The 19,227-nt window shown below is 48.5% G+C and carries 14 protein-coding genes; 7 read left to right on the top strand and 7 right to left on the bottom strand.

The annotated features are described in order from the left end of the window. Window positions 1–664: 664 nt before the first annotated feature. From ACFQ45_RS08880 to ACFQ45_RS08870, 3 genes are all read right to left on the bottom strand, one after another. On the bottom strand, window positions 665–823 hold the full coding sequence (locus ACFQ45_RS08880; protein ID WP_115468900.1) for a YqaE/Pmp3 family membrane protein: 159 nt from the start codon (window positions 821–823) through the stop codon (window positions 665–667). A gap of 135 nt (window positions 824–958) precedes the next feature. Continuing rightward, window positions 959–2,362: a sigma-54-dependent transcriptional regulator gene (locus ACFQ45_RS08875; protein WP_377366782.1), complete on the bottom strand. Its 1,404-nt coding sequence runs from the start codon at window positions 2,360–2,362 to the stop codon at window positions 959–961. A gap of 43 nt (window positions 2,363–2,405) precedes the next feature. Then, window positions 2,406–4,094, bottom strand: coding sequence for a transporter substrate-binding domain-containing protein (locus ACFQ45_RS08870; RefSeq protein ID WP_377366780.1), 1,689 nt, complete (start codon window positions 4,092–4,094; stop codon window positions 2,406–2,408). A gap of 366 nt (window positions 4,095–4,460) precedes the next feature. On the opposite strand from ACFQ45_RS08870, the gene ACFQ45_RS08865 reads away from it, so the two are divergent. From ACFQ45_RS08865 to ACFQ45_RS08855, 3 genes are all read left to right on the top strand, one after another. Next, window positions 4,461–5,429: a TAXI family TRAP transporter solute-binding subunit gene (locus ACFQ45_RS08865; RefSeq protein WP_377366778.1), complete on the top strand. Its 969-nt coding sequence runs from the start codon at window positions 4,461–4,463 to the stop codon at window positions 5,427–5,429. A gap of 90 nt (window positions 5,430–5,519) precedes the next feature. Further along, window positions 5,520–8,102, top strand: coding sequence for a TRAP transporter permease (locus ACFQ45_RS08860; RefSeq protein WP_377366776.1), 2,583 nt, complete (start codon window positions 5,520–5,522; stop codon window positions 8,100–8,102). Between the two features lie 67 nt (window positions 8,103–8,169). After that, window positions 8,170–8,430, top strand: a complete 261-nt coding sequence (locus ACFQ45_RS08855) for a hypothetical protein (protein WP_377366774.1) — start codon at window positions 8,170–8,172, stop codon at window positions 8,428–8,430. Here ACFQ45_RS08855 and ACFQ45_RS08850 read toward each other — a convergent pair. Both ACFQ45_RS08850 and ACFQ45_RS08845 read right to left on the bottom strand, forming a co-directional pair. Then, window positions 8,427–8,729: a TIGR03643 family protein gene (locus tag ACFQ45_RS08850; protein WP_377366772.1), complete on the bottom strand. Its 303-nt coding sequence runs from the start codon at window positions 8,727–8,729 to the stop codon at window positions 8,427–8,429. The two genes, ACFQ45_RS08855 and ACFQ45_RS08850, sit on opposite strands and share 4 nt — an antisense overlap. Window positions 8,730–8,837: 108 nt before the next feature. Beyond that, window positions 8,838–9,800, bottom strand: a complete 963-nt coding sequence (locus ACFQ45_RS08845) for a class 1 fructose-bisphosphatase (RefSeq protein ID WP_377366770.1) — start codon at window positions 9,798–9,800, stop codon at window positions 8,838–8,840. A gap of 134 nt (window positions 9,801–9,934) precedes the next feature. On the opposite strand from ACFQ45_RS08845, the gene ACFQ45_RS08840 reads away from it, so the two are divergent. Further along, on the top strand, window positions 9,935–10,894 hold the full coding sequence (locus tag ACFQ45_RS08840) for a zinc transporter ZntB (RefSeq protein ID WP_377366768.1): 960 nt from the start codon (window positions 9,935–9,937) through the stop codon (window positions 10,892–10,894). Window positions 10,895–11,267: 373 nt separating this feature from the next. Here ACFQ45_RS08840 and rpiA read toward each other — a convergent pair whose 3' ends face one another. Continuing rightward, window positions 11,268–11,939 (bottom strand): ribose-5-phosphate isomerase RpiA, encoded by a 672-nt coding sequence (gene rpiA / locus ACFQ45_RS08835; RefSeq protein WP_377366766.1) that lies wholly within the window; start codon window positions 11,937–11,939, stop codon window positions 11,268–11,270. Window positions 11,940–12,195: 256 nt separating this feature from the next. Here rpiA and ilvA point away from each other — a divergent pair, with 256 nt between their 5' ends. Next, window positions 12,196–13,701, top strand: a complete 1,506-nt coding sequence (gene ilvA, locus ACFQ45_RS08830) for a threonine ammonia-lyase, biosynthetic (RefSeq protein ID WP_377366764.1) — start codon at window positions 12,196–12,198, stop codon at window positions 13,699–13,701. Between the two features lie 102 nt (window positions 13,702–13,803). Beyond that, window positions 13,804–15,537: an arginine--tRNA ligase gene (gene argS / locus ACFQ45_RS08825; RefSeq protein WP_377366762.1), complete on the top strand. Its 1,734-nt coding sequence runs from the start codon at window positions 13,804–13,806 to the stop codon at window positions 15,535–15,537. 63 nt (window positions 15,538–15,600) lie between these two features. Here the strand turns inward: argS and ACFQ45_RS08820 are convergent, their stop codons facing one another. Next, window positions 15,601–16,404 carry a substrate-binding periplasmic protein gene (locus ACFQ45_RS08820; protein ID WP_377366760.1) on the bottom strand — a complete coding sequence of 268 codons (804 nt, stop codon included), beginning with the start codon at window positions 16,402–16,404 and terminating at the stop codon, window positions 15,601–15,603. Window positions 16,405–16,545: 141 nt separating this feature from the next. On the opposite strand from ACFQ45_RS08820, the gene ACFQ45_RS08815 reads away from it, so the two are divergent. Beyond that, window positions 16,546–19,050 (top strand): putative bifunctional diguanylate cyclase/phosphodiesterase, encoded by a 2,505-nt coding sequence (locus tag ACFQ45_RS08815; RefSeq protein ID WP_377366758.1) that lies wholly within the window; start codon window positions 16,546–16,548, stop codon window positions 19,048–19,050. The last annotated feature ends 177 nt before the right edge of the window (window positions 19,051–19,227 follow it).

Here is a 19,227-nt window from a genome sequence, read left to right as displayed (position 1 = left end):
CTGCGAAGCAGGGCGGGGTTTTTTCGTTTTGAATCACGTCACCTGTCTGTCCACTACAATGGATCCATGTGATGACACCATGCTCCGAAGGAGCCAGTGGCAGACATCCGAAGGATGCCCGCAGGGGATGACGCGCAGCGTCAGATCATTGTAGGTCGTTTACATTAATGACGAGGCAGATTAACCCCATCCTAGCCTTCCCGTTAAAATGGAGAAGGGACATGAGACCTCAGTGCGTGAGTACGCTTCTATAAAGGGGTCAGATCCCTTTACGTAGATCAGTTTCAGGTAATCCCCAATAGTATAGGGATTTGACCCCTACGAATCCGAACCCCATCCTAGCCTTCCCCTTTAAAAGGGGCTCAGCGTGTGAATCTACTTCTATAGCAAAAGAGGTCAGATTCTTAATCAGAAGGGTACAAAGGCTCTTAGCTCTGTGATTATCCACAGTTTTAGTTCTATCCCAGTGACGTCTCATTTTGTTTTAAGTTGTTGATAAACCTTGTGGTTATTCACAAATTTTTTTGAGGCAAAAAAAAGCCTAGCATTGGGCTAGGCTGAATAACTAAGGAACTCAAATCATGAAAGCGTAGCTTCTGTTGTGTGATGCTTTACAGTGCGTTGTAACGTCTATAAAGCAATGTCACAAAGGAGTACGGACTCTCTAACGGCGGGCGATCACCCAAACCGCGTGGATAATGCCTGGGATGTAACCTAGGATGGTAAGCAAGATGTTTAACCAAAATGCACCACCAATACCGACTTGTAAAAAGACTCCAAGTGGCGGTAACAGAACGGAAAATAAAATCCGAATTAAATCCATATCGTTTATCCTCTTAAGCAATGAATGATCGCTGCGTGAATTAACAATGGCTTTTAAGTAGGGTTTATTCAAGGGACTAGTTGGGGTTTACACCCTATCACGACATTTTTTGCCCATTGCTGCCAAGAGTGTCTGTTACTCGCTTTCTTCTTTCATATTCTTGATACGTTTGCTCAGTGCTGGCTGTGATATGCCGAGCATGCGTGCTGCTAAGGATTGGTTGTGATTGGCTCGTCCCATGGCTTCTTCAACCAGTAGTTTGTTTAACTGGGTTAGAGTGGGAAGTGGTTCATCCGCTGGGAATGAGAGCTTTTGTTTGGTGAGCTCCGCTTTTGGGGGGCCGATTAATGACTGAAACGGTTTTAGGCTGAGCTCTTCTTCGTCACTTTGGCTCACCGCGTCAAATATAAGCGCCCGTAGTTCTCGCACATTACCCGGAAATTCATAACCTTGCAGTTGGGTTATTAACATAGCGGGTACGCTCACAGGAGGCCGTTGTAGCTCTTCTGATGCTGAGCGAACAAAGTGATCGATCAGCAGTGGTAAGTCGTTTAGGCGCTCTCTCAGGGGCGGGATTCTCACCATGTGAGTACGTAGACGATAATAGAGGTCTTTACGGAAGTTTCCTTCCTGCTGCTGTGCTACTAAGTCCTGATGGGTAGCGACAATCACTCGAGCTTGGATGCGTTTAGGGCGATCACTACCAATAGGGTAGTATTCGCCTTCTTGAAGTAGGCGGAGCAGTTTGATTTGGGACGTTGGGCTTAGGTCGCCGATCTCATCTAAGAATAATGTCCCGCCAGCTGCGCTTTCAACCAATCCTGAACGAACTTTATCCGCGCCAGTAAACGCACCTTTAGCATGGCCAAATAAGGTGTCAGAAAAGATATTGTCATCTAGACCTGCCACATTCACTGTCACTAGAGGGCCGTTGCGTCCACTTAGTTCATGTATGGCTCCGGCGATCAGTTCTTTGCCGACACCACTTTCTCCGGTTATAAGGACAGGCTGATTGCTACTGGAAATGGACTCCAAGTAGCGGAAGGTAGACATCATTTTGGGATCAGCGGTAATAAAGTCGGTGAAGCAATCTGCTTGATCAAGGTCTTGGGACAATAGCTGTGCACGCAGAGCTTGGTTTTCAAGGCTCAGCTCTTGGGTGTGGATGGCACGCTTGATGGCTTCTAGGATTTGTTCTTGATCTGTGGTTTTAACGATATAGTCAAAGGCACCACGTTTGACGCAATCCACTGCGGCATCCACTTGGTTGATACCACTGAAGATGATGACACAGACATCAGGGTATTCCTCGTTGAGCCAAGTAAGTAACTCTTGTCCAGATAGGACGGGCATGGTGAGGTCCAACAGCACTAAGCCAATGGTTTCTTCTGCCATGATGTTTTGCACCTGTCTTGGGTCAGCACAGGTGATTAGATTATTTAGCCCGTAACGCTCAAGGGTGAGAGACATGCTTCTCAAAAATGAGGGTTCGTCATCCACTAGAAGCAGTTGAAATTGTGGGTATAGCGTCTGTTTCAATTTATAGCCCTCAGTGGGAATGCCCTAGTGGGCATGTTACACATCATTTGGTGAGTAAGGGAAATGTCACGGTTACAGTGGTTCCTTCACCTTCTACGGAATCAAATGACAGTCTGCCTTGAAGTGCCTTAATGATACCTGCTGATACGGAGAGTCCTAGTCCTGTACCACCTCTTTCACGTTTGGTGGTGTAAAAAGGATCGGTCAGGCGAGGTAATACCTCCGCGGGAATACCACAGCCTGTGTCCTCAATGGCGATTATGGCTTCTTTTCGATCATGGCTGATTAGGGTAGAGACGTGCAGTTGATCGTCTTTTGACTCTAAGGCGTCACAGGCGTTCAATATTAGGTTAATGATCACCTGTTCGATTCGCTGTGAGCTGCCCAATACAGTCGGCATACGCTGGTCTAAATGCAGCTCAAAATGGTCGGTGGCGGTGCGTATGGATTTGTCCACCAGTCGAACAGCTGTGGCGACCACCACGTTGAGATCCACTTCGTGGGCCACTTCATCCGGCTGCTCACGGGCAAAGTCTTTCAAGTCATTGACGATATTACGAATACGGTCGGTACTATGCTGCATCTCTTCTAACAGGTAAGGTATTTCGCCCTTTATTCTTGTATACGGAAAACCGCCAATGGTGAGGTCTGGGTCTTCCTCAGCCAATTTGTCTAAATAGGGTAGAGCGTCTTCCCAAGCGGATTTGAGTAACGGTAAGTTCAACATGAGTAATCCGGTTGGGTTGTTGATCTCATGGGCCACACCTGAGACGAGAACCCCTAGGGAAGCCATCTTATCTGCTTGGATAAGTTGCTCTTGATGGGCTTTAAGTTGTCGGGAGCGCTTTTCTACTTCCTTTCTCAGCATGGCGTTCCAAATCATGATGCCACCCAGCACGAATAGCAAAATCAGGATGGTATAAAAGGCGTACTGACCGAGCTTCTTCCACTGTACTTTTGGACCATCTAGAGTGCCGAGCCATTTGTCGTAGATTTCCTGCTGACGGCCAGTGTTTTTGAGAATGGCTAAGCCTTCGCTAAACAGTGCGATCAGGTCTTCATGCTTCGGTAAGGCACCATAACCTAAACGCTGGCCAGCAACGGGTCGAGCAATCGGTTCGATATTACTCAGTCCCAGCTCTTTACTCAGATAAAGGCTAGGTAGATTAGCCGTGAGAGCGAAATCGTATTTACCCGCCGCCAGTAAGCGCAGGGCATCAGAGTGGGTTGGCACCGGTATGATGATCGCATCCGGGACTTTTTGTTTAAGGTATTCGTGCATGATGCTGGCATTTTGAACCAGGACCTCATGGCCAGATATTTCACTGATGTCGTCCACCTTGGGACCGTCTTTTCGAGCAAAAAGAGATTGGTTGACGATTGAGTGCGGGGAAGAGAATTTGATCAGCTTCGCTCGATCCTCTGAATGGGCGATACCTTGCAGTACGTCATAGGTTCCGTCCAATAAGCCCGCATAAGCGCTCTTCCAATCGGTCATGGTGAGATCGATCTGAAACCCCATGATTTCAGCAATGGCATAACTGAGTTCAACATTGTATCCCGCCGGATTACCTTCTTCATCGGTAAATTCATAAGGGGGGTAGTTATAGTCGGCGGCAATGTGAACCACTCGCTTTTGCTGGCCTTGTCCGTTAGGTCCAGGGCGTTCAATGGACCATGCGGATTGGGTCACCAGTAAAGAGAGCAATAGCCAGAGCAAAGGGTGTTTCATCTGTACAAATAATCTACAAAAATCAGAAGAACAGGCATCTTAGCGGCTCTTAAAAGGAAAGAGAAGTCATGAGTTTTTAGGTCTGAAAAGTGCTCTATAACTTTTGTTATAAATATAAAAAACGTTATAACCCCTCTCAGAATCCCCGAAGAATCTACCCTTGGCTTATGAATGCGAGGATTTAACCGGGAGGCCTATAACAAAAGTTATAGGTATTCGGGCCTTGAAAAAGACCATTTTAATTAAATATTTTCTTTTAAAATCAATGTTTTATATTGGTTTTATGGTGGTTGGCACCATACTTGCCATATTCACCTCGTTTTTGACGATTTTATAACAAAAAAATGACATTACGAGGAATTCTCAATGAAAAACGCACTGCTTAAAACAGCACTTGTTTCTGCGTTTGCAGCCACTTCTACTTTTGCTATGGCGGCTGAATCACAATTCGTATCCATCGGTACTGGCGGTGTAACAGGGGTTTACTACCCAGCAGGTGGTTCTATCTGTCGTATGCTGAACAAAGACCGTAAAGAACACGGAATTCGTTGTTCTGTAGAATCTACGGGCGGTTCTGGTTACAACGTGAACAGCATTCGCGCTGGTGAGCTTGAATTCGGTGTGGCTCAGTCTGACGTTCAAGCGGCTGCTTTGGCTGGTAAAGGTCAGTTCCAAGACAACCCATTCCCAGAGCTTCGTTCTGTCTTCTCTTTGCACCCAGAGCCGATTCACCTAATGGCTCGTGCGGATTCCGGCATTCAGTCTTTTGATGACTTGGAAGGCAAACGTGTGAACATCGGCAACCCAGGCTCAGGTAACCGTTCTATGATGGAACTACTGATGTCTGAGAAAGGTTGGACCACGGATAACTTCGCGTTCGCTGCTGAGCTTAAGTCTTCAGAAATGGCTCAAGCCCTATGTGATGACAAGTTCGATGTGACAATCTTCGTAGCAGGTCTGCCAAACGGTTCTGCACAAGAAGCGACGACCACTTGTGATGTGCGCATGATTCCTCTAACGGATGAAACGTCTTTGAATGTACAGAAAAAACACTCTGAATTCTCTCAGGCAGTGATTCCAGGTGGCATGTACAACGGCAACCCAAATGACGTTGTGACATTCGGCCCGAAAGCAACCATCGTGACGTCTGCGAACGTTTCAGACAAAGTGGTATACGAAATGACCAAGGCTGTGTTTGAGAACTTTGGGTCTTTCAAGCGTCTTCACCCTGCGTTTGCACCGCTTCAGCCAGTAGAAATGGTGCACTCTTCTTTGGTAGCGCCTTTGCACCCTGGTGCTGAGAAATACTACCGCGAGCAAGGTTTGATTAAGTAATCCCTAACCCTTAATCACACGCAGTTTGCTCATAAAAAGCGCCAACGTCCGTTGGCGCTTTTACTCCTTTAAATTTGTTTGGATACGCTTATGTCGACCCATACCTCTCAAACACTGGATACCGATAAGCTGGACGAAATGGTAGCCGAAGCGGATACCGGAAAACGCGCTCCCACGGGCCGTATAGCGCTTGCGTTGCTGTTTCTATTACCTCTGTGTTGGTCTTTGTTTCAGCTATGGATTGGCTCACCTTTGCCATCTCAATTTGGTTTTGGCTTTTTAAATGACACCCAGTCTCGCGCTTTACACCTTGCCTTTGCCGTGAGTCTTGCTTTCCTAGCTTTCCCTGCCTTCAGTGGTAGCCCTGCCCATAGAATCCCATGGCTGGATTATGCCTTTGCCTTAGTGGGAGCGTTTTGTGCGGCGTATTTATTTTTATTTAACGACGAACTGGCTATGCGTCCAGGCTTGCCAACGACCCTAGATCTTGTGGTGGCTGGAGCCGGTTTATTGCTGACTTTGGAAGCGGCTCGTCGTTCTTTAGGACCACCGTTGATGATGGTGGCCATTTTCTTCCTCTTGTATGTGTTCTTTGGCGACTCTTCTTGGTTGCCTGAGATTTTGCGTTGGAAAGGTGCTTCTTTTGAAAAAGCCATGACCCATATGTGGCTGACCACGGAAGGTGTGTTTGGTATCGCCCTAGGGGTATCGTCAGGCTTTGTATTCTTATTCGTTTTGTTTGGTGCCTTGCTGAACCAAGCGGGAGCCGGTAACTACTTTATTCAAGTAGCGTTTGCCTTACTTGGGCACATGCGCGGCGGCCCAGCGAAAGCGGCGGTATTGTCTTCTGCTATGACGGGTCTGATTTCCGGTTCGTCCATCGCCAATGTGGTGACCACAGGAACCTTCACCATTCCTTTGATGAAGAAGGTGGGCTTTAGCCCTGAGAAAGCCGGTGCGGTAGAAGTGTCGTCTTCGGTCAATGGCGTGATCATGCCGCCAGTGATGGGGGCGGTTGCTTTCTTGATGGTTGAGTACGTAGGCATTCCCTATATTGAGGTCGTAAAACACGCCTTTTTGCCTGCCACGATTTCATACATTGCCCTATTGTATATTGTGCATTTGGAAGCGTTAAAAGCCGACATGCGTGGCTTGCCCCGCGTGACACCTGCCCGTCCTTGGAAAATTGCGATCCTACGCAGTGGCATCATATTGTCGAGCATGATGATCTTAGCCGGAGCATTGTATTACTTCGTTTTGGGTATCAAGTGGGTGCTAGGAGACTGGTCAAACATTGGTTTGCTGGCGCTTGTGGTCGGTGGCTATATCGGTCTTCTATATGTGTCGGCGAAGAGCAAAGACTTGGACATGGAAACCACCGAAGGGGCCATTGTTAAGTTGCCTGTGTTTGCAGACATTTATCGCGCTGGCCTGTACTACCTAGTTCCTCTGATTGTGTTGATCTGGTTCCTAATGGTCGAACGCAAATCTCCCGGTTTGTCGGCGTTTTGGGCGAGTATGTTGATGGCCTTTATTTTGGTCACGCAAAAACCGCTCAAGGCGTGGTTCCGTTCCCAGCAAAACATCAAAGACCAATGGCAGCAGGGTGCTTGGGATCTGATAGAAGGTTTGATTACCGGTGCTCGCAACATGATTGGTATCGGTGTCGCCACGGCGACCGCGGGTATTATCGTGGGCACAGTGACCTTGACGGGTGTCGGTCAAGTCATGGCGGAGTTCGTTGAGTTGCTGTCAGGGGGCATCTTGATAGTGATGCTGTTGATGGTGGCGTTGATCTCCTTGATCTTGGGGATGGGACTTCCCACCACAGCGAACTACATTGTTGTGTCGTCTTTGATGGCCAGTGTCGTCGTGGAGCTTGGGGCACAATCTGGCCTGATTGTGCCTATGATCGCTATTCATATGTTTGTGTTTTATTTCGGCATCATGGCCGATGTGACACCGCCTGTGGGTCTTGCATCTTTTGCGGCGGCTGCCGTGTCGGGTGGTGATCCGATTAAGACAGGTTTTACGGCGTTCTTCTATTCCATGCGTACGGCACTGTTACCCTTCTTATTCATCTTTAATACGGATCTGTTGTTGATCGATGTGACTTGGTGGCAGGGCATTATCGTGTTCTTTGTGGCCTTGGCTGCCATGTTGATCTTCGCGGCGGCGACTCAGGGGTACTTCTTTGCCCGCAGTAAACATTGGGAAAGTGCCGTGCTATTGCTGGTGGCATTTACCTTGTTCCGCCCAGGTTTCTGGCTCGATCAGATCACGCCTCCCCATGAACACTACGCTGGTTCTCAGTTGATGTCCTACATCGAAGAGCATCCAAACATGGAGAATGTACGTTTGGCGGTAGAAGGTGAAAACCTAGACGGCCGCTGGATCGAAACCACAGTGAGTTTGCCTTTGGCGGCAACCGGCGATGCAGGGAGTCGTTTGTACGAGGGTGCAGGCCTAGAATTACGTGACGAAGATGGTCGCTTGTACATCGATAATCTAGCGTTTGGCGGTGTCGCTGAACAAATGAAACTGGATTTTGATTGGGAAGTGACAGGGTTTGATGTTGAGAACGATCGACCTGCTAAAGAGTGGTTCTTCGTTCCTGCGTTCCTGCTGGTGTTGTGGATCATTCGACGCCAGAAAAAGCGAGCTGCGCAATAGTCTACGCAGCGTTTAACCGAGGCCTTTGGCCTCGGTTTTTTTATGCCATATGAGTTTGGAGGGTGATGTGAATATTGTGCAAACCTTTATCTTTGATGAAGCGGGTCGAAATATGGGCAGCTATTCCAATGCGCAGCCCGTTGCGTTCTCAGAGCATTTTTCTATGCTGAAAGCCTATGCGTCTAAATCCAGCATGCTGACTAATTTAGCCAAGGTGTCGGAAATGGCTGCCAGCGTCATGTTGGAGTTAAATGGTAAAACCCATCTGGCGTCCATTCGGCGCATCCGCTCTAACCAAGATCTGTTCATTGTGGATGTTTACGGTTAACGTTGGCGTGGTTTTAAACCGTGATTAGGTTTGTATTGTGCAGGCGCATAGCCTCTATCAATGCCTTCGTAGCGAAGTTTTTCATGTTTGCTGCTTCGACCAGAGACCCGTGCTCGCCAGTTGCGAAAGCTGTTTGGTTTCAAGGTTGTACGCATCAAAGAAATGACTTCTTTTTCCGCTAAGCCATATTCTCTTTGGATTGCTTCGAAGGGCGTTCGATCTTCCCAGGCCATTTCGATAATACGTGATAGGTGTTCATCTTGATGGCTGTTCAATAGAGTGTCTGAGGATGTGCTCATAGTAACGTAGGCTTCCAGCGGTTAGGTGTCTGGTGTTACGACTAAGACAGCGCGGTGGATCTATAAAAAAAGCCGCATAAGCGGCTTTTTATCAGTCTAGCTAGACAATTATTTGTAGCTTAAGCAGGTGTCCACTTCGTTAGCAGCGCCTAAGACTACGGCTACGCGTTGGTGAATGCCTTCCGGTTGGATATCCAGGATGCGCTCAGAGTGTGTAAAGGCTTTACCGCCTGCTTGTTCTAACAGCATACCCATAGGGTTGGCTTCGTACATGAGACGCAGTTTGCCCGGTTTGCTTGGGTCTTTCTTGTCCCATGGATAAATGAAGATACCACCTCGGCACAGGATACGGTGTACATCACCCACCATAGCCGCCACCCAGCGCATGTTAAAGTTCTTTTCACGGGGGCCTTCTTTGCCAGCCACCAAATCTGTTACATAGCTTTGCATGGCGTCAGACCAGAAACGCTGGTTTGACATATTGATGGCGAACTCTTGGGTTTCTGGCGCAACTTGTACGTTGGCTTGGGTCAAGATGAATTCGCCCTTATCAACGTCTAAGGTAAACATGTTGACACCATCGCCAGTAGAGAAAACCAACATGGTTGATGGGCCGTATAACACATAGCCTGCCGCCACTTGGTTTTTACCTGGCTGTAGAAAATCGGCTTCTGTTGCTGGCTCAGTACCGGTTTGGCGATACACTGAAAAAATGGTGCCAACCATGGAGTTGATGTCGATATTAGAAGAACCATCCAATGGGTCGAAGGCGATCAAGTACTCACCATCCGTATTGGCTGGGACAATATCGTCTTCTTCTTCGGAAGCAATGGCGCGAACGGTTGGTGAGGCAAACAGAGCGCTTTTTAGCATGTTGTTGGAGATGACATCGAGCTTTTTCTGCTCTTCCCCTTGAACGTTTTCATTGCCCGCCATGCCAAGAATACCGGCTAGGGAGCCTTTTTTCAGAGCGCTAGAAATTTCGATGCAGGTTTGTGTTGTGACAGACAAGAGTTCCTGCAATGATGCGGAAGTTGAGCCAGACGCTAAGAACTGAGAGAGGCTTTGCATAGCATGGGATCCTTTTTTATAAGTTCGTTCTGATTAAATTATGCCATCGCCGCAGGGTTCCGTCAGCCAACTGTTGTCAAAAAACGGATAAATATGAACCACTCAGGGGTTCAAAAGTAAAAGAAGAGAGCACTATGGATTATTTACTGCATTACCTAAAGCTGGATGGAAAGGGCGGCGCAGAGCGTTTATCGACCCTGCCAACGGACATTCCAACGGAAGGTTCCCACTGGGTTCACATGGACTGCACCTCAGATGACGGCCGTGCTTGGTTGGATAATATTGACAGCATTCCTGAAACCGCAGTGGACGAGTTGTTTGCAGATGAAACTCGCCCCCGTACAGTGAAGATGGGGCAGGGAGTGTTGGTCATTCTTCGAGGAGTGAACCTAAACCCGGACTCAGACCCCTCAGACATGGTGGCCTTGCGCATGTGGATCACGCCCAATTTTGTGATCACTACTCGCCGTCGTAAGTTGCTATCTGTGGTGGATCAAGTGCAGCGTCTTGACCAAAAAGAAGGTGCTGAAAACATCGCCGACTTGGTTACCACTCTGACTCATACATTGACTGGCCGCATGGCTGGGGTCATTGATACGTTGGAAGACACCCTAGCGGACCTAGAAGAGCAAATGAGTGAGCAAGTCATGCCAGAACAACGTGCTGTGCTGGTGGAGCGCCGTTTGCAAACCGTGCGTCTGCGTCGTTTCCTTGTGCCACAAAAAGAGGCCATCGCTCGCTTGCCAAACGAAGTGCAAAACTGGATGACCAAAGATCAGCTGGCGGACATCCAGGAGTCTGCCAACGACATTACTCGCTACGTGGAAGCCTTAGAATCCCTGCGAGAACGTTGCTTGTTGATGCAAGAGGAGTTCGCGAACCATCAGGCAGAGAAGATGAATGCCCGTATGTATGTGCTTTCGATCCTTTCGGGGATTTTCATGCCGTTGGGCTTTTTGACGGGTTTATTTGGTATCAACGTTGGCGGTTTGCCGGGGGTTGAAAATGGCAGTGCCTTTTGGATTTTCGTGGGTGTCTTAGTGCTGATGGGCTTGGCCCAGTACGTCATCATGCGTAAGAGTCGCTGGTTCTAGCTTTCGTCGTTAGCTAGTTTGAGTATTTGTTGTCTTTGCAGTTGGCTAAGTCTCGATAATTATTTTCCGCTCTACGAGCAAGCTCTAGAAGTCGCTGAAAAATAACATCGAGCTTAGCCTGATAAGGCTGTACAAAGAAATAGGTGGCTAGGACTTAACAATTACTTTCCGTTCCACGAGCAAGCTCTAGAAGTCACTGGAAAATAACGTTGAGTCCTATCCAGATAAGGCAGCAGAGCAATATTTGGACGGTCTAGCACTGGAAGCACATTTTTGGAGTTGAGTTCCGATTCGTTTGAAGCGATCTCTTGAACGTGTTCGTGGAGCGCAAAACGAATCGGGGCTCAACCCAGTCAATCACCGTGCATTAAAGCTAGGCTTTGATGGTTTTTACACCGGATTGGGTGCCTAGTAGCAAAACGTTGGCAGGGCGGGCAGCGAATAGGCCGTTTGTGACCACACCAACGATGCTGTTGATTTGGTTTTCCAACGTCACTGGGTCCACGATTTCAAGGTTGTATACGTCTAGGATGTGACAACCGTTGTCTGTCACTACGCCTTCACGGTACACAGGATCGCCCCCAAGTTTAACCAATTCACGGGCTACGTAGCTGCGAGACATGGGGATAACTTCTACTGGTAGAGGGAAGTCCCCAAGTACTTTTACTAGCTTAGACTCGTCTGCAATACACACAAACTCTTCTGAACAGGCCGCCACGATTTTTTCGCGGGTCAAGGCTGCACCGCCACCTTTGATCAAATGCAGTTGATCATTGGACTCGTCGGCGCCGTCCACATAGACGCGAATGCTGCTTACAGAGTTCAAGTCATAGACTGGGATGCCATGGCCTTTTAAGCGCTCAGCAGAGGCTTCAGAGCTGGCAACTGTGCCATCAAAAAGGTGTTTATGCTTGGCCAGTTCATCAATGAATTTGTTGGCGGTTGAGCCCGTACCAACACCAACAATGGTGTCTTCTTCTAAAAGCGGAAGGATGTGCTCAACGGCGGCTTCAGCGACTGCTTGTTTTAATTCGTCTTGCGTCATGCTGGGTAAACCTGTGGTTTGTTATGAGAGTAATAGTGTTGCCCGGAGGCGGGGTCATTATAGTCAGTTAATTTGGCCATTGTTACCCCTGTGGGATGAAGTTGCGCTGTTCGGGTAAAAACCGTTCAAATCCCGCCTCAAGCTTTGCTCATGGTCGGTGGAAGGAGTATATTGCTGATTCATTTTTTGGCCGAGTAATACAACTAACGCCGCGGCTAAACGGCGTCTCTTTGCGGAGAATTAAGCAGGAATGACTATGCCCCACACAATCATTAAGAAAATTCTACAGGCACCCGTCTATGACGTTGCCGTAGAAACACCCGTTTCCCGAGCCACACAATTGTCTGAGCGCTTGGGTAACGACATTATTTTGAAGCGAGAAGATTTACAGCCTGTGTTCTCGTTTAAGATTCGTGGGGCGTACAACAAGATTATTCAGTTGTCTGCAGAAGAACGTGCGAAGGGTGTGATCGCGGCGTCTGCAGGCAACCATGCTCAAGGTTTGGCGTTGGCTGCGAAGAAGCTAGGCATTAAAGCGACGATCGTGATGCCTGAGACCACGCCAGACGTGAAAGTAAACGCCGTACGTGCCCGTGGCGCGGAAGTGGTGTTGGCGGGGGATGCCTTTGATGCAGCGTTTGCCAAGTCCCAAGAAATCATGGCGCAAACGGGCCAAGTGTATGTTCACCCGTTTGATGACTTAGATACCATCGCTGGACAAGGCACCATTGGTATGGAGTTGTTGCGTCAGATCGAAGGGGACATCGATGCTGTCTTTATCCCTGTAGGTGGCGGTGGTCTGATCGCTGGGGTTGCAGCTTACATCAAATACCTGCGTCCAGAGATCAAAATTATCGGTGTTGAGCCTACCGATGCGGCTTGTCTAAAAGTCGCTCTGGAGACTGGCAAGCCTACGCGCTTGGCGCAAGTGGGTATCTTTGCGGAAGGGGTAGCGGTTGCTGAGATTGGTAAAAACACCTTTGAAATCGCTAAAGAGTGCGTGGATGAGGTGATTACGGTAAGTACCGACGAAATGTGTGCCGCCATCAAAGACATTTACGACGATACCCGTGCGATCACAGAGCCAGCAGGGGCCTGTGCCTTAGCGGGTCTGAAAAAGTACATTGAGCGAGAAAATGCCCAAGGTCAGCGTTTGGTTGCGATTAACTCTGGTGCGAACGTTAACTTCGACCGTCTTCGTCACGTATCTGAGCGGGCGGAGTTAGGTGAAAAACGCGAAGCGATTTTTGCGGTACGCATTCCTGAGTCTCCAGGCAGTTTTAAAGATTTCTGTCAGGCGTTGGTAGGCCGTTCTATTACCGAGTTCAACTACCGTTACAGCGACGAGAAAGAAGCGGTGATCTTTGTGGGGGTTGCTCTTGGCGGTTCGCCGCACAGCCGTGAAGAGTTGATGCAGGATCTTAAGGACTACGAGATCGTTGACCTGACAGATGACGAAACGTCCAAAGTGCACGTGCGTCATATGATTGGCGGTCACTTGCGCAGTGAAAAGGGCGAGCTGCTGTACAGTTTTGAATTCCCGGAGCGCCCTGGAGCCCTGTTGAAATTCTTGAACACCCTTGGTGGCCAATGGAATATTTCCATGTTCCATTACCGTAACCACGGTGATGCCTACGGCCGAGTGTTAGTCGGACTACAAGCGGTGGGAGAGGAAACGGATGTGACCCGTTATCTGGACGAATTGGGCTACCCATACCAAGACGAAAATGATAACCCTGCGTGTAAGCTGTTTTTTCGCTAAATAGGCTAAAATCGGTTATCATAGCGTCAACTTCAAATAACCTTACAACCCTCTGGCGAGCCTCTTGCCAGAGGGTTGTATGATTCTGATTATGGGTTTTCTGTGAATATTCAAACGTTATTAAATCAGCGTATCCAAGCGGCTATGGTCGCAGCGGGCGCGTCTGAGGATGCACCTGCACTCGTGCGTCAGTCGGCAAAAGTTCAATTCGGTGACTACCAAGCAAATGGCATTATGGGGGCGGCTAAAAAGATCGGCACTAACCCTCGTGAGTTCGCAGCTAAGGTCTTGGAGCAACTGGATGTCTCGGATGTGGCTGAGAAAGTCGAAATTGCTGGCCCAGGTTTTATTAACATCTTTTTGAAAAATGAATGGCTAGGTGCCACGTTAGCGGATCTTCGTGACAGTGATCGTTTGGATGTGGCTGTGGTGGCAGACCCTCAAACGGTGGTGGTGGACTACTCTGGTCCAAACCTTGCCAAAGAAATGCACGTGGGTCATTTACGCTCTACTGTGATCGGTGATGCGGTGGTGCGTACCCTTGAGTTTCTAGGTCATAAAGTGGTTCGTCAAAACCACGTAGGCGACTGGGGTACTCAGTTCGGCATGTTGCTGGCCTACATGGAGCGTCTGCGTTCTCAAAATTCTGAAATCAGCATGGCATTGTCGGATCTAGAGTCTTTTTACCGTGAAGCCAAGATCTGCTTTGACGAAGACGAAGCCTTTTCTGTACGTGCCCGTGAGTTAGTGGTTTCCTTGCAGTCTGGCGATGCGGAGTGCTTGAAGCTTTGGAATGAATTCATCGAAGTTTCTTTGCAGCACTGTGAAGAGACTTACCAAATGTTAGGGGTGTCTCTGGCCCGTAAAGATGTGATGCCAGAAAGTGCCTACAACGAAGACTTACCAAATGTTATCAAAGATTTGGACGCACAAGGTCTGATCAAAGATGACCAAGGCGCTAAGTGTGTCTTCCTAGAAGAATTTGCCAATAAAGACGGCGACATCACGCCGATCATTGTGCAGAAAACCGGCGGCGGTTTCCTTTACGCCACCACTGACCTTGCAGCATTGCGTTACCGTCAGGGCACTTTAGGTGCAGACCGCGTGCTGTACTTTGTGGATGCTCGTCAATCCTTGCACTTCCAGCAGATGTTTACCTTGTCTCGCAAAGCAGGCTTTGTGAAACCAGACACCAGCCTTGAGCACATGCCCTTTGGCACCGTGATGGGTAGCGATGGTAAGCCATTTAAAACCCGTTCTGGTGGTGTGGCGAAGCTTTCTGCCTTGCTTGAAGAAGCGCAAGAGCGTGCCTTCCAATTGGTGGCTTCTAAGAATCCAGACATGTCCGAAGAAGAGCAGCGCAACATTGGCCGTGTGGTCGGTGTGGCTTCGGTTAAGTATGCAGACTTGTCGAAAAACCGTACCTCCGATTATGTGTTCAACTGGGACAACATGTTGAGCTTTGAAGGCAACACAGCGCCTTACTTGTTGTACGCATACTCTCGTGTTGCCAGCATTGTGCGCCGTTCAGAGATGGACGTAGCAAACTTTAAAGCTGAGATTAAAGTGGTTGAAGATCAAGAGCGCGCCTTGGCGGTGAAGCTTTGCCAGTTTGAAGAAGCCATCCAGCAGGTGATCAACGACGGTATGCCACATTTCTTGTGTGCTTACTTGTACGAGCTTGCGGGCATTTTTATGAGCTTCTACGAGGCTTGCCCGATTTTGAATGCGGAAGACGAGCTGAAGTTCAGCCGCTTGCAGTTGGCGCTGAATACGGCTTCTACTTTGAAGCAAGGTTTAGAACTACTCGGCATCGAAACGCTAGAGCGTATGTAAACCAGCGGAATATCGCGTTTAAAAAGCCCGATCATGTTGCCATGATCGGGCTTTTTTATGGGCTTAATCTGTGATCATTATGGGGGTCAAATGATGGCGCTCAGCAGCGTTGGCTAAGCGGCCATCCTGCTTGATGTCTTTGACGAAGGCATCCATACGCTCTAGCCAAATATCATCGCCTTTCGCCACTGCATAAGCGTATTCAAACTGTTCCGTTTTACCCGGTGGGGGGAGCAAAGCAGCCCAGTCGTAGATATTAATCATTTTCTGACCATAGGGGTAATCGGTGATGAATACGTCTGCGCGACCGGAGAGTACTTCGACTTCACGTTCGTTGGGTTTCAGTACCGTGGTAAGCGTGGCGTGTTTGAGGCTTTTGCGCATGGCGTTTTCCATGTAGGTGCCTTGCTGCACGCAAACGATGACCCCTTTTTGATCGATGTCTTTCCAGCTTTTTATAAATGGGTGGTGAATGGTCGCGACAGCGTACATATTGCTGGCAAGATAAGGCTGGGTGAACTGTACGCGTTCCCGTCTTGCCGCCGTATCGCCTACACCAAACATGGCCACATCGCATTGCTGGCTTTCTAAATCCCCCATAAAGCGGCCAAAGTGGGTCATGACGTAGTGCACCTCTACCCCTAAATCTGCCGCTAGGGCTTTGCTTAGGTCAATGTCGATCCCTTCCAGTTGCTGGGTGCGGGGACTAAGGTAGGTGATGGAGAAATAGTCCGGCCAGATGCAAACATTAACGGCCCCGCGCTCGAAGATCCTTTTTAATGTGGGGCTTTCTCCTGCAAAAGAGAGGCTGCCCACTAGCAAGAGGAGCCCCAAAAATAAAGTCTTTCCTGTGGTTCTTACCGACATATGTCAACACTCCATTATCCGTTAAACGATAAGCTACGCTTATTATGCCGAGTTTTATAAATGGCGAACTGATCTAGGTTAAGAATTTTGCTGATACGACTTACTAATTTTGCTTTCCCCCGAACTGTTATGGTGATCGCTATGTTACTGGTGATACTCATGATGGCGGTGGGCTTACAAAAGATGCTTGAGCGGGGCCATGAACGGGCCTTGGCTGAGCAGTCAGAAACCAGCTCGTCCTTAGCGTTTGCCTTGGAAGACTCTACCGTGCGTTCTGTCCAAGCAGTGATCGGTGCACTGGAAACCATCGCGGAGAATGCAGGAGAGCGCTCCGCCACACTGGATACGATTAAAAGCCGCTTTTTACGCGGTATGCCCCAGCTACGTTACATTGATATTGTGCCGTTAGATGAGGCCGGAGCTTGTACGCGTCGTTTATCCAATACAGAGGTGCTGTTTTTACCCGCCCAGTCGGGACGTTTTTGGGGGGACTCAGCCGATATTCAAGGGTTAACTTATTGGCCTATTTGTGTACCTTATCGTATCCAAAATGAGATCGCAGGTTATGTGATTGGTTCGGTGAATTTGAACTATTACACAGGTTTGTTTCAGGCAGTGTCTAATAATCAGCGACAGGTGGCCTTGTACTTGTTCAGCGGTGAGAAGGTTGTTGGAGAAGGGGACGCTAATATGTCTCCCGTGCTGAGAGAACGGCTACTTGAGCGCTCATGGGGCGAGTTACGATCCCATGATACTCAGGGAGAGTATCTTGAAAGTTATCGGGGAGCCTCCTTTTATCCGTTAATTATATCCATTCGATCTTATAACCAAGATGCGTTAGACAATTGGCTCCATGATGCCCGGCTCGTGCGTAGCATTTTTTCTGTGTTAGCGATTTTGCTGTTCATGATGCTCGCCATGTATTTGATGTTCAAGCATCACAGGGACAAGGTGCAAGGGGATAATCACTTACTGAGTATGGCAATTCGCAGTGCGGCGAATGCCATCTTTATTACTGACCCAAAAGGGCGTATTGAGTGGGTGAATGAGGCTTTTACTACGCTGACAGGATATCGTCTTGCCGAGGTGCGTCATCGCACTCCGCGGATTTTAAACTCAGGTTTCCATGACAAACCTTTTTTTACCCAGCTTTGGCAAACCATTTCTAATGGCCAAAACTGGCGCAATGAGTTGGTCAATCGCCACAAAAGTGGTCAGTTCATCACGGTGGAACAAACGGTAACCCCTATTTTAGATAATAAGGGAGACATTACCCACTTTATCGCTGTTCATGAGGATGTCACGGCACGTAAAGAAGTGGAGCAGCAAGTGCTCTATATGGCACGCCATGATGACCTGACAGGGCTTACCAACCGTCGTTACTTTGAGCAGTGTCTTGAAGATCGGGTAGTTGATCGCCAGCACGGACAGATCGCTCTGTTGTTTATAGACTTAGATCGCTTCAAAGACATTAACGATACCCTTGGACATGAGGCGGGAGATGTTCTGCTTAAGCGGGTGGCCAATACCCTGAGTCGACTGATGCCCGATGAAACCCTACTGTCGCGGTTGGGTGGGGATGAATTTGCTTTATTCCTTCATCCAGTGGGCAGTGAGGCTCAGATTCATTCCTTAGCAAAGAACATTGTTTCGGCCCTAGCCACTCCGTTTGAGTTTAAAGGTACTACCTTCGCGGTGAGCTGCAGTGTCGGGGTTGCCATGTCTGATATTGACTGTATTGATGCGTCATCTCTGCTACGACAAGCGGATCTAGCCATGTACCGGGCCAAACATGCAGGGAAAAACACCTACCGCTTCTTTGATGAAACCATGGACGAGCGAATGCAGCGACGTGTTGCGATTCAACAATATGTTGAGGAAGCTCTTCAGGATCCTAAGCAACTGATGTTGTATTACCAGCCTCAATTGGAAGGGGCGCAGCAATCTATCAGTGGTGTAGAAGTGTTATTACGTTGGCAACGGCAAGGGGAGTGGCTGTCGCCTGCAGAGTTTATTCCTATTTTGGAAGACAGTGGTCAGATCGTGGAGCTTGGACGCTGGGTAATGGAATCTGCTTTGGTGCAGATGGCAGACTGGCTACATCGAGGAGTCTATGTAGGGGAGCTGTCCATCAACTTGTCAGCGGTACAATTATCCAGTTCAGATGTGGCGCTAGAATTGATCCAATTGATGGAATACTACGACATTCCTTCGAGCCGTGTTGCGGTGGAATTTACGGAAACCACTTTAATGGTGCGTTCTGCTCAACTGACCCGTAATCTCGCTACTTTGCGTGCGCACCAGATAAAAATTGCGGTGGATGATTTCGGCACTGGGTATTGTTCCTTGAGTTACTTAAGAGAGCTGGAGGCTAATTACCTGAAAATTGATCAGTCTTTTGTAAAAGGGATTGGCGAGATTGAATCTGACGAATGTATTGTCAGCGCCACCATTGCCATGGCAAAGGGGCTTAATATGCATGTGATCGCTGAAGGGGTTGAGACACAGCAGCAAGCTCAGTACTTGGTGCAACATGGATGCGATTTTCTGCAGGGGTATGGTTTTGCACACCCTATGCCCGCAGAGGCTTTAGAAACTTGGTTAATCAAACATGCCCAGCACAAGGGACTGAGCAAGGCCCAGTGAAGACGTGATTTAAAGTGAAACCAAATGAAAATCATTGCTAACCCGTTAGGCTATTGCTAAGGTGCTTCCATTGACAGGATGTCAGGCTCATAAGAGTGATGGATTACCCAACTGAAATTTTTGCGGATTTCCCCTATGCGCTGTTCAAATCCTTAGCGTGCAATCATCCTCCTTGCG

Origin of the sequence: Rhodanobacter aciditrophus (assembly GCF_042679525.1) — a bacterium.
Taxonomy (GTDB): domain Bacteria; phylum Pseudomonadota; class Gammaproteobacteria; order Pseudomonadales; family Marinomonadaceae; genus Marinomonas; species Marinomonas aciditrophus.
Note: the sequence above shows the minus strand (reverse complement) of the source record. Positions and strands in the feature narration are given on the sequence as shown.

What these genes read in the sequence shown, in the direction of transcription:
- ACFQ45_RS08880 (WP_115468900.1), bottom strand. Translation starts at nt 823, where the DNA reads ATGGATTTAATTCGGATTTTATTTTCCGTTCTGTTACCGCCACTTGGA.
- ACFQ45_RS08870 (WP_377366780.1), bottom strand. Translation starts at nt 4,094, where the DNA reads ATGAAACACCCTTTGCTCTGGCTATTGCTCTCTTTACTGGTGACCCAA.
- ACFQ45_RS08865 (WP_377366778.1), top strand. Translation starts at nt 4,461, where the DNA reads ATGAAAAACGCACTGCTTAAAACAGCACTTGTTTCTGCGTTTGCAGCC.
- ACFQ45_RS08860 (WP_377366776.1), top strand. Translation starts at nt 5,520, where the DNA reads ATGTCGACCCATACCTCTCAAACACTGGATACCGATAAGCTGGACGAA.
- ACFQ45_RS08850 (WP_377366772.1), bottom strand. Translation starts at nt 8,729, where the DNA reads ATGAGCACATCCTCAGACACTCTATTGAACAGCCATCAAGATGAACAC.
- ACFQ45_RS08845 (WP_377366770.1), bottom strand. Translation starts at nt 9,800, where the DNA reads ATGCAAAGCCTCTCTCAGTTCTTAGCGTCTGGCTCAACTTCCGCATCA.
- ACFQ45_RS08840 (WP_377366768.1), top strand. Translation starts at nt 9,935, where the DNA reads ATGGATTATTTACTGCATTACCTAAAGCTGGATGGAAAGGGCGGCGCA.
- rpiA (WP_377366766.1), bottom strand. Translation starts at nt 11,939, where the DNA reads ATGACGCAAGACGAATTAAAACAAGCAGTCGCTGAAGCCGCCGTTGAG.
- ilvA (WP_377366764.1), top strand. Translation starts at nt 12,196, where the DNA reads ATGCCCCACACAATCATTAAGAAAATTCTACAGGCACCCGTCTATGAC.
- ACFQ45_RS08820 (WP_377366760.1), bottom strand. Translation starts at nt 16,404, where the DNA reads ATGTCGGTAAGAACCACAGGAAAGACTTTATTTTTGGGGCTCCTCTTG.
- ACFQ45_RS08815 (WP_377366758.1), top strand. Translation starts at nt 16,546, where the DNA reads ATGTTACTGGTGATACTCATGATGGCGGTGGGCTTACAAAAGATGCTT.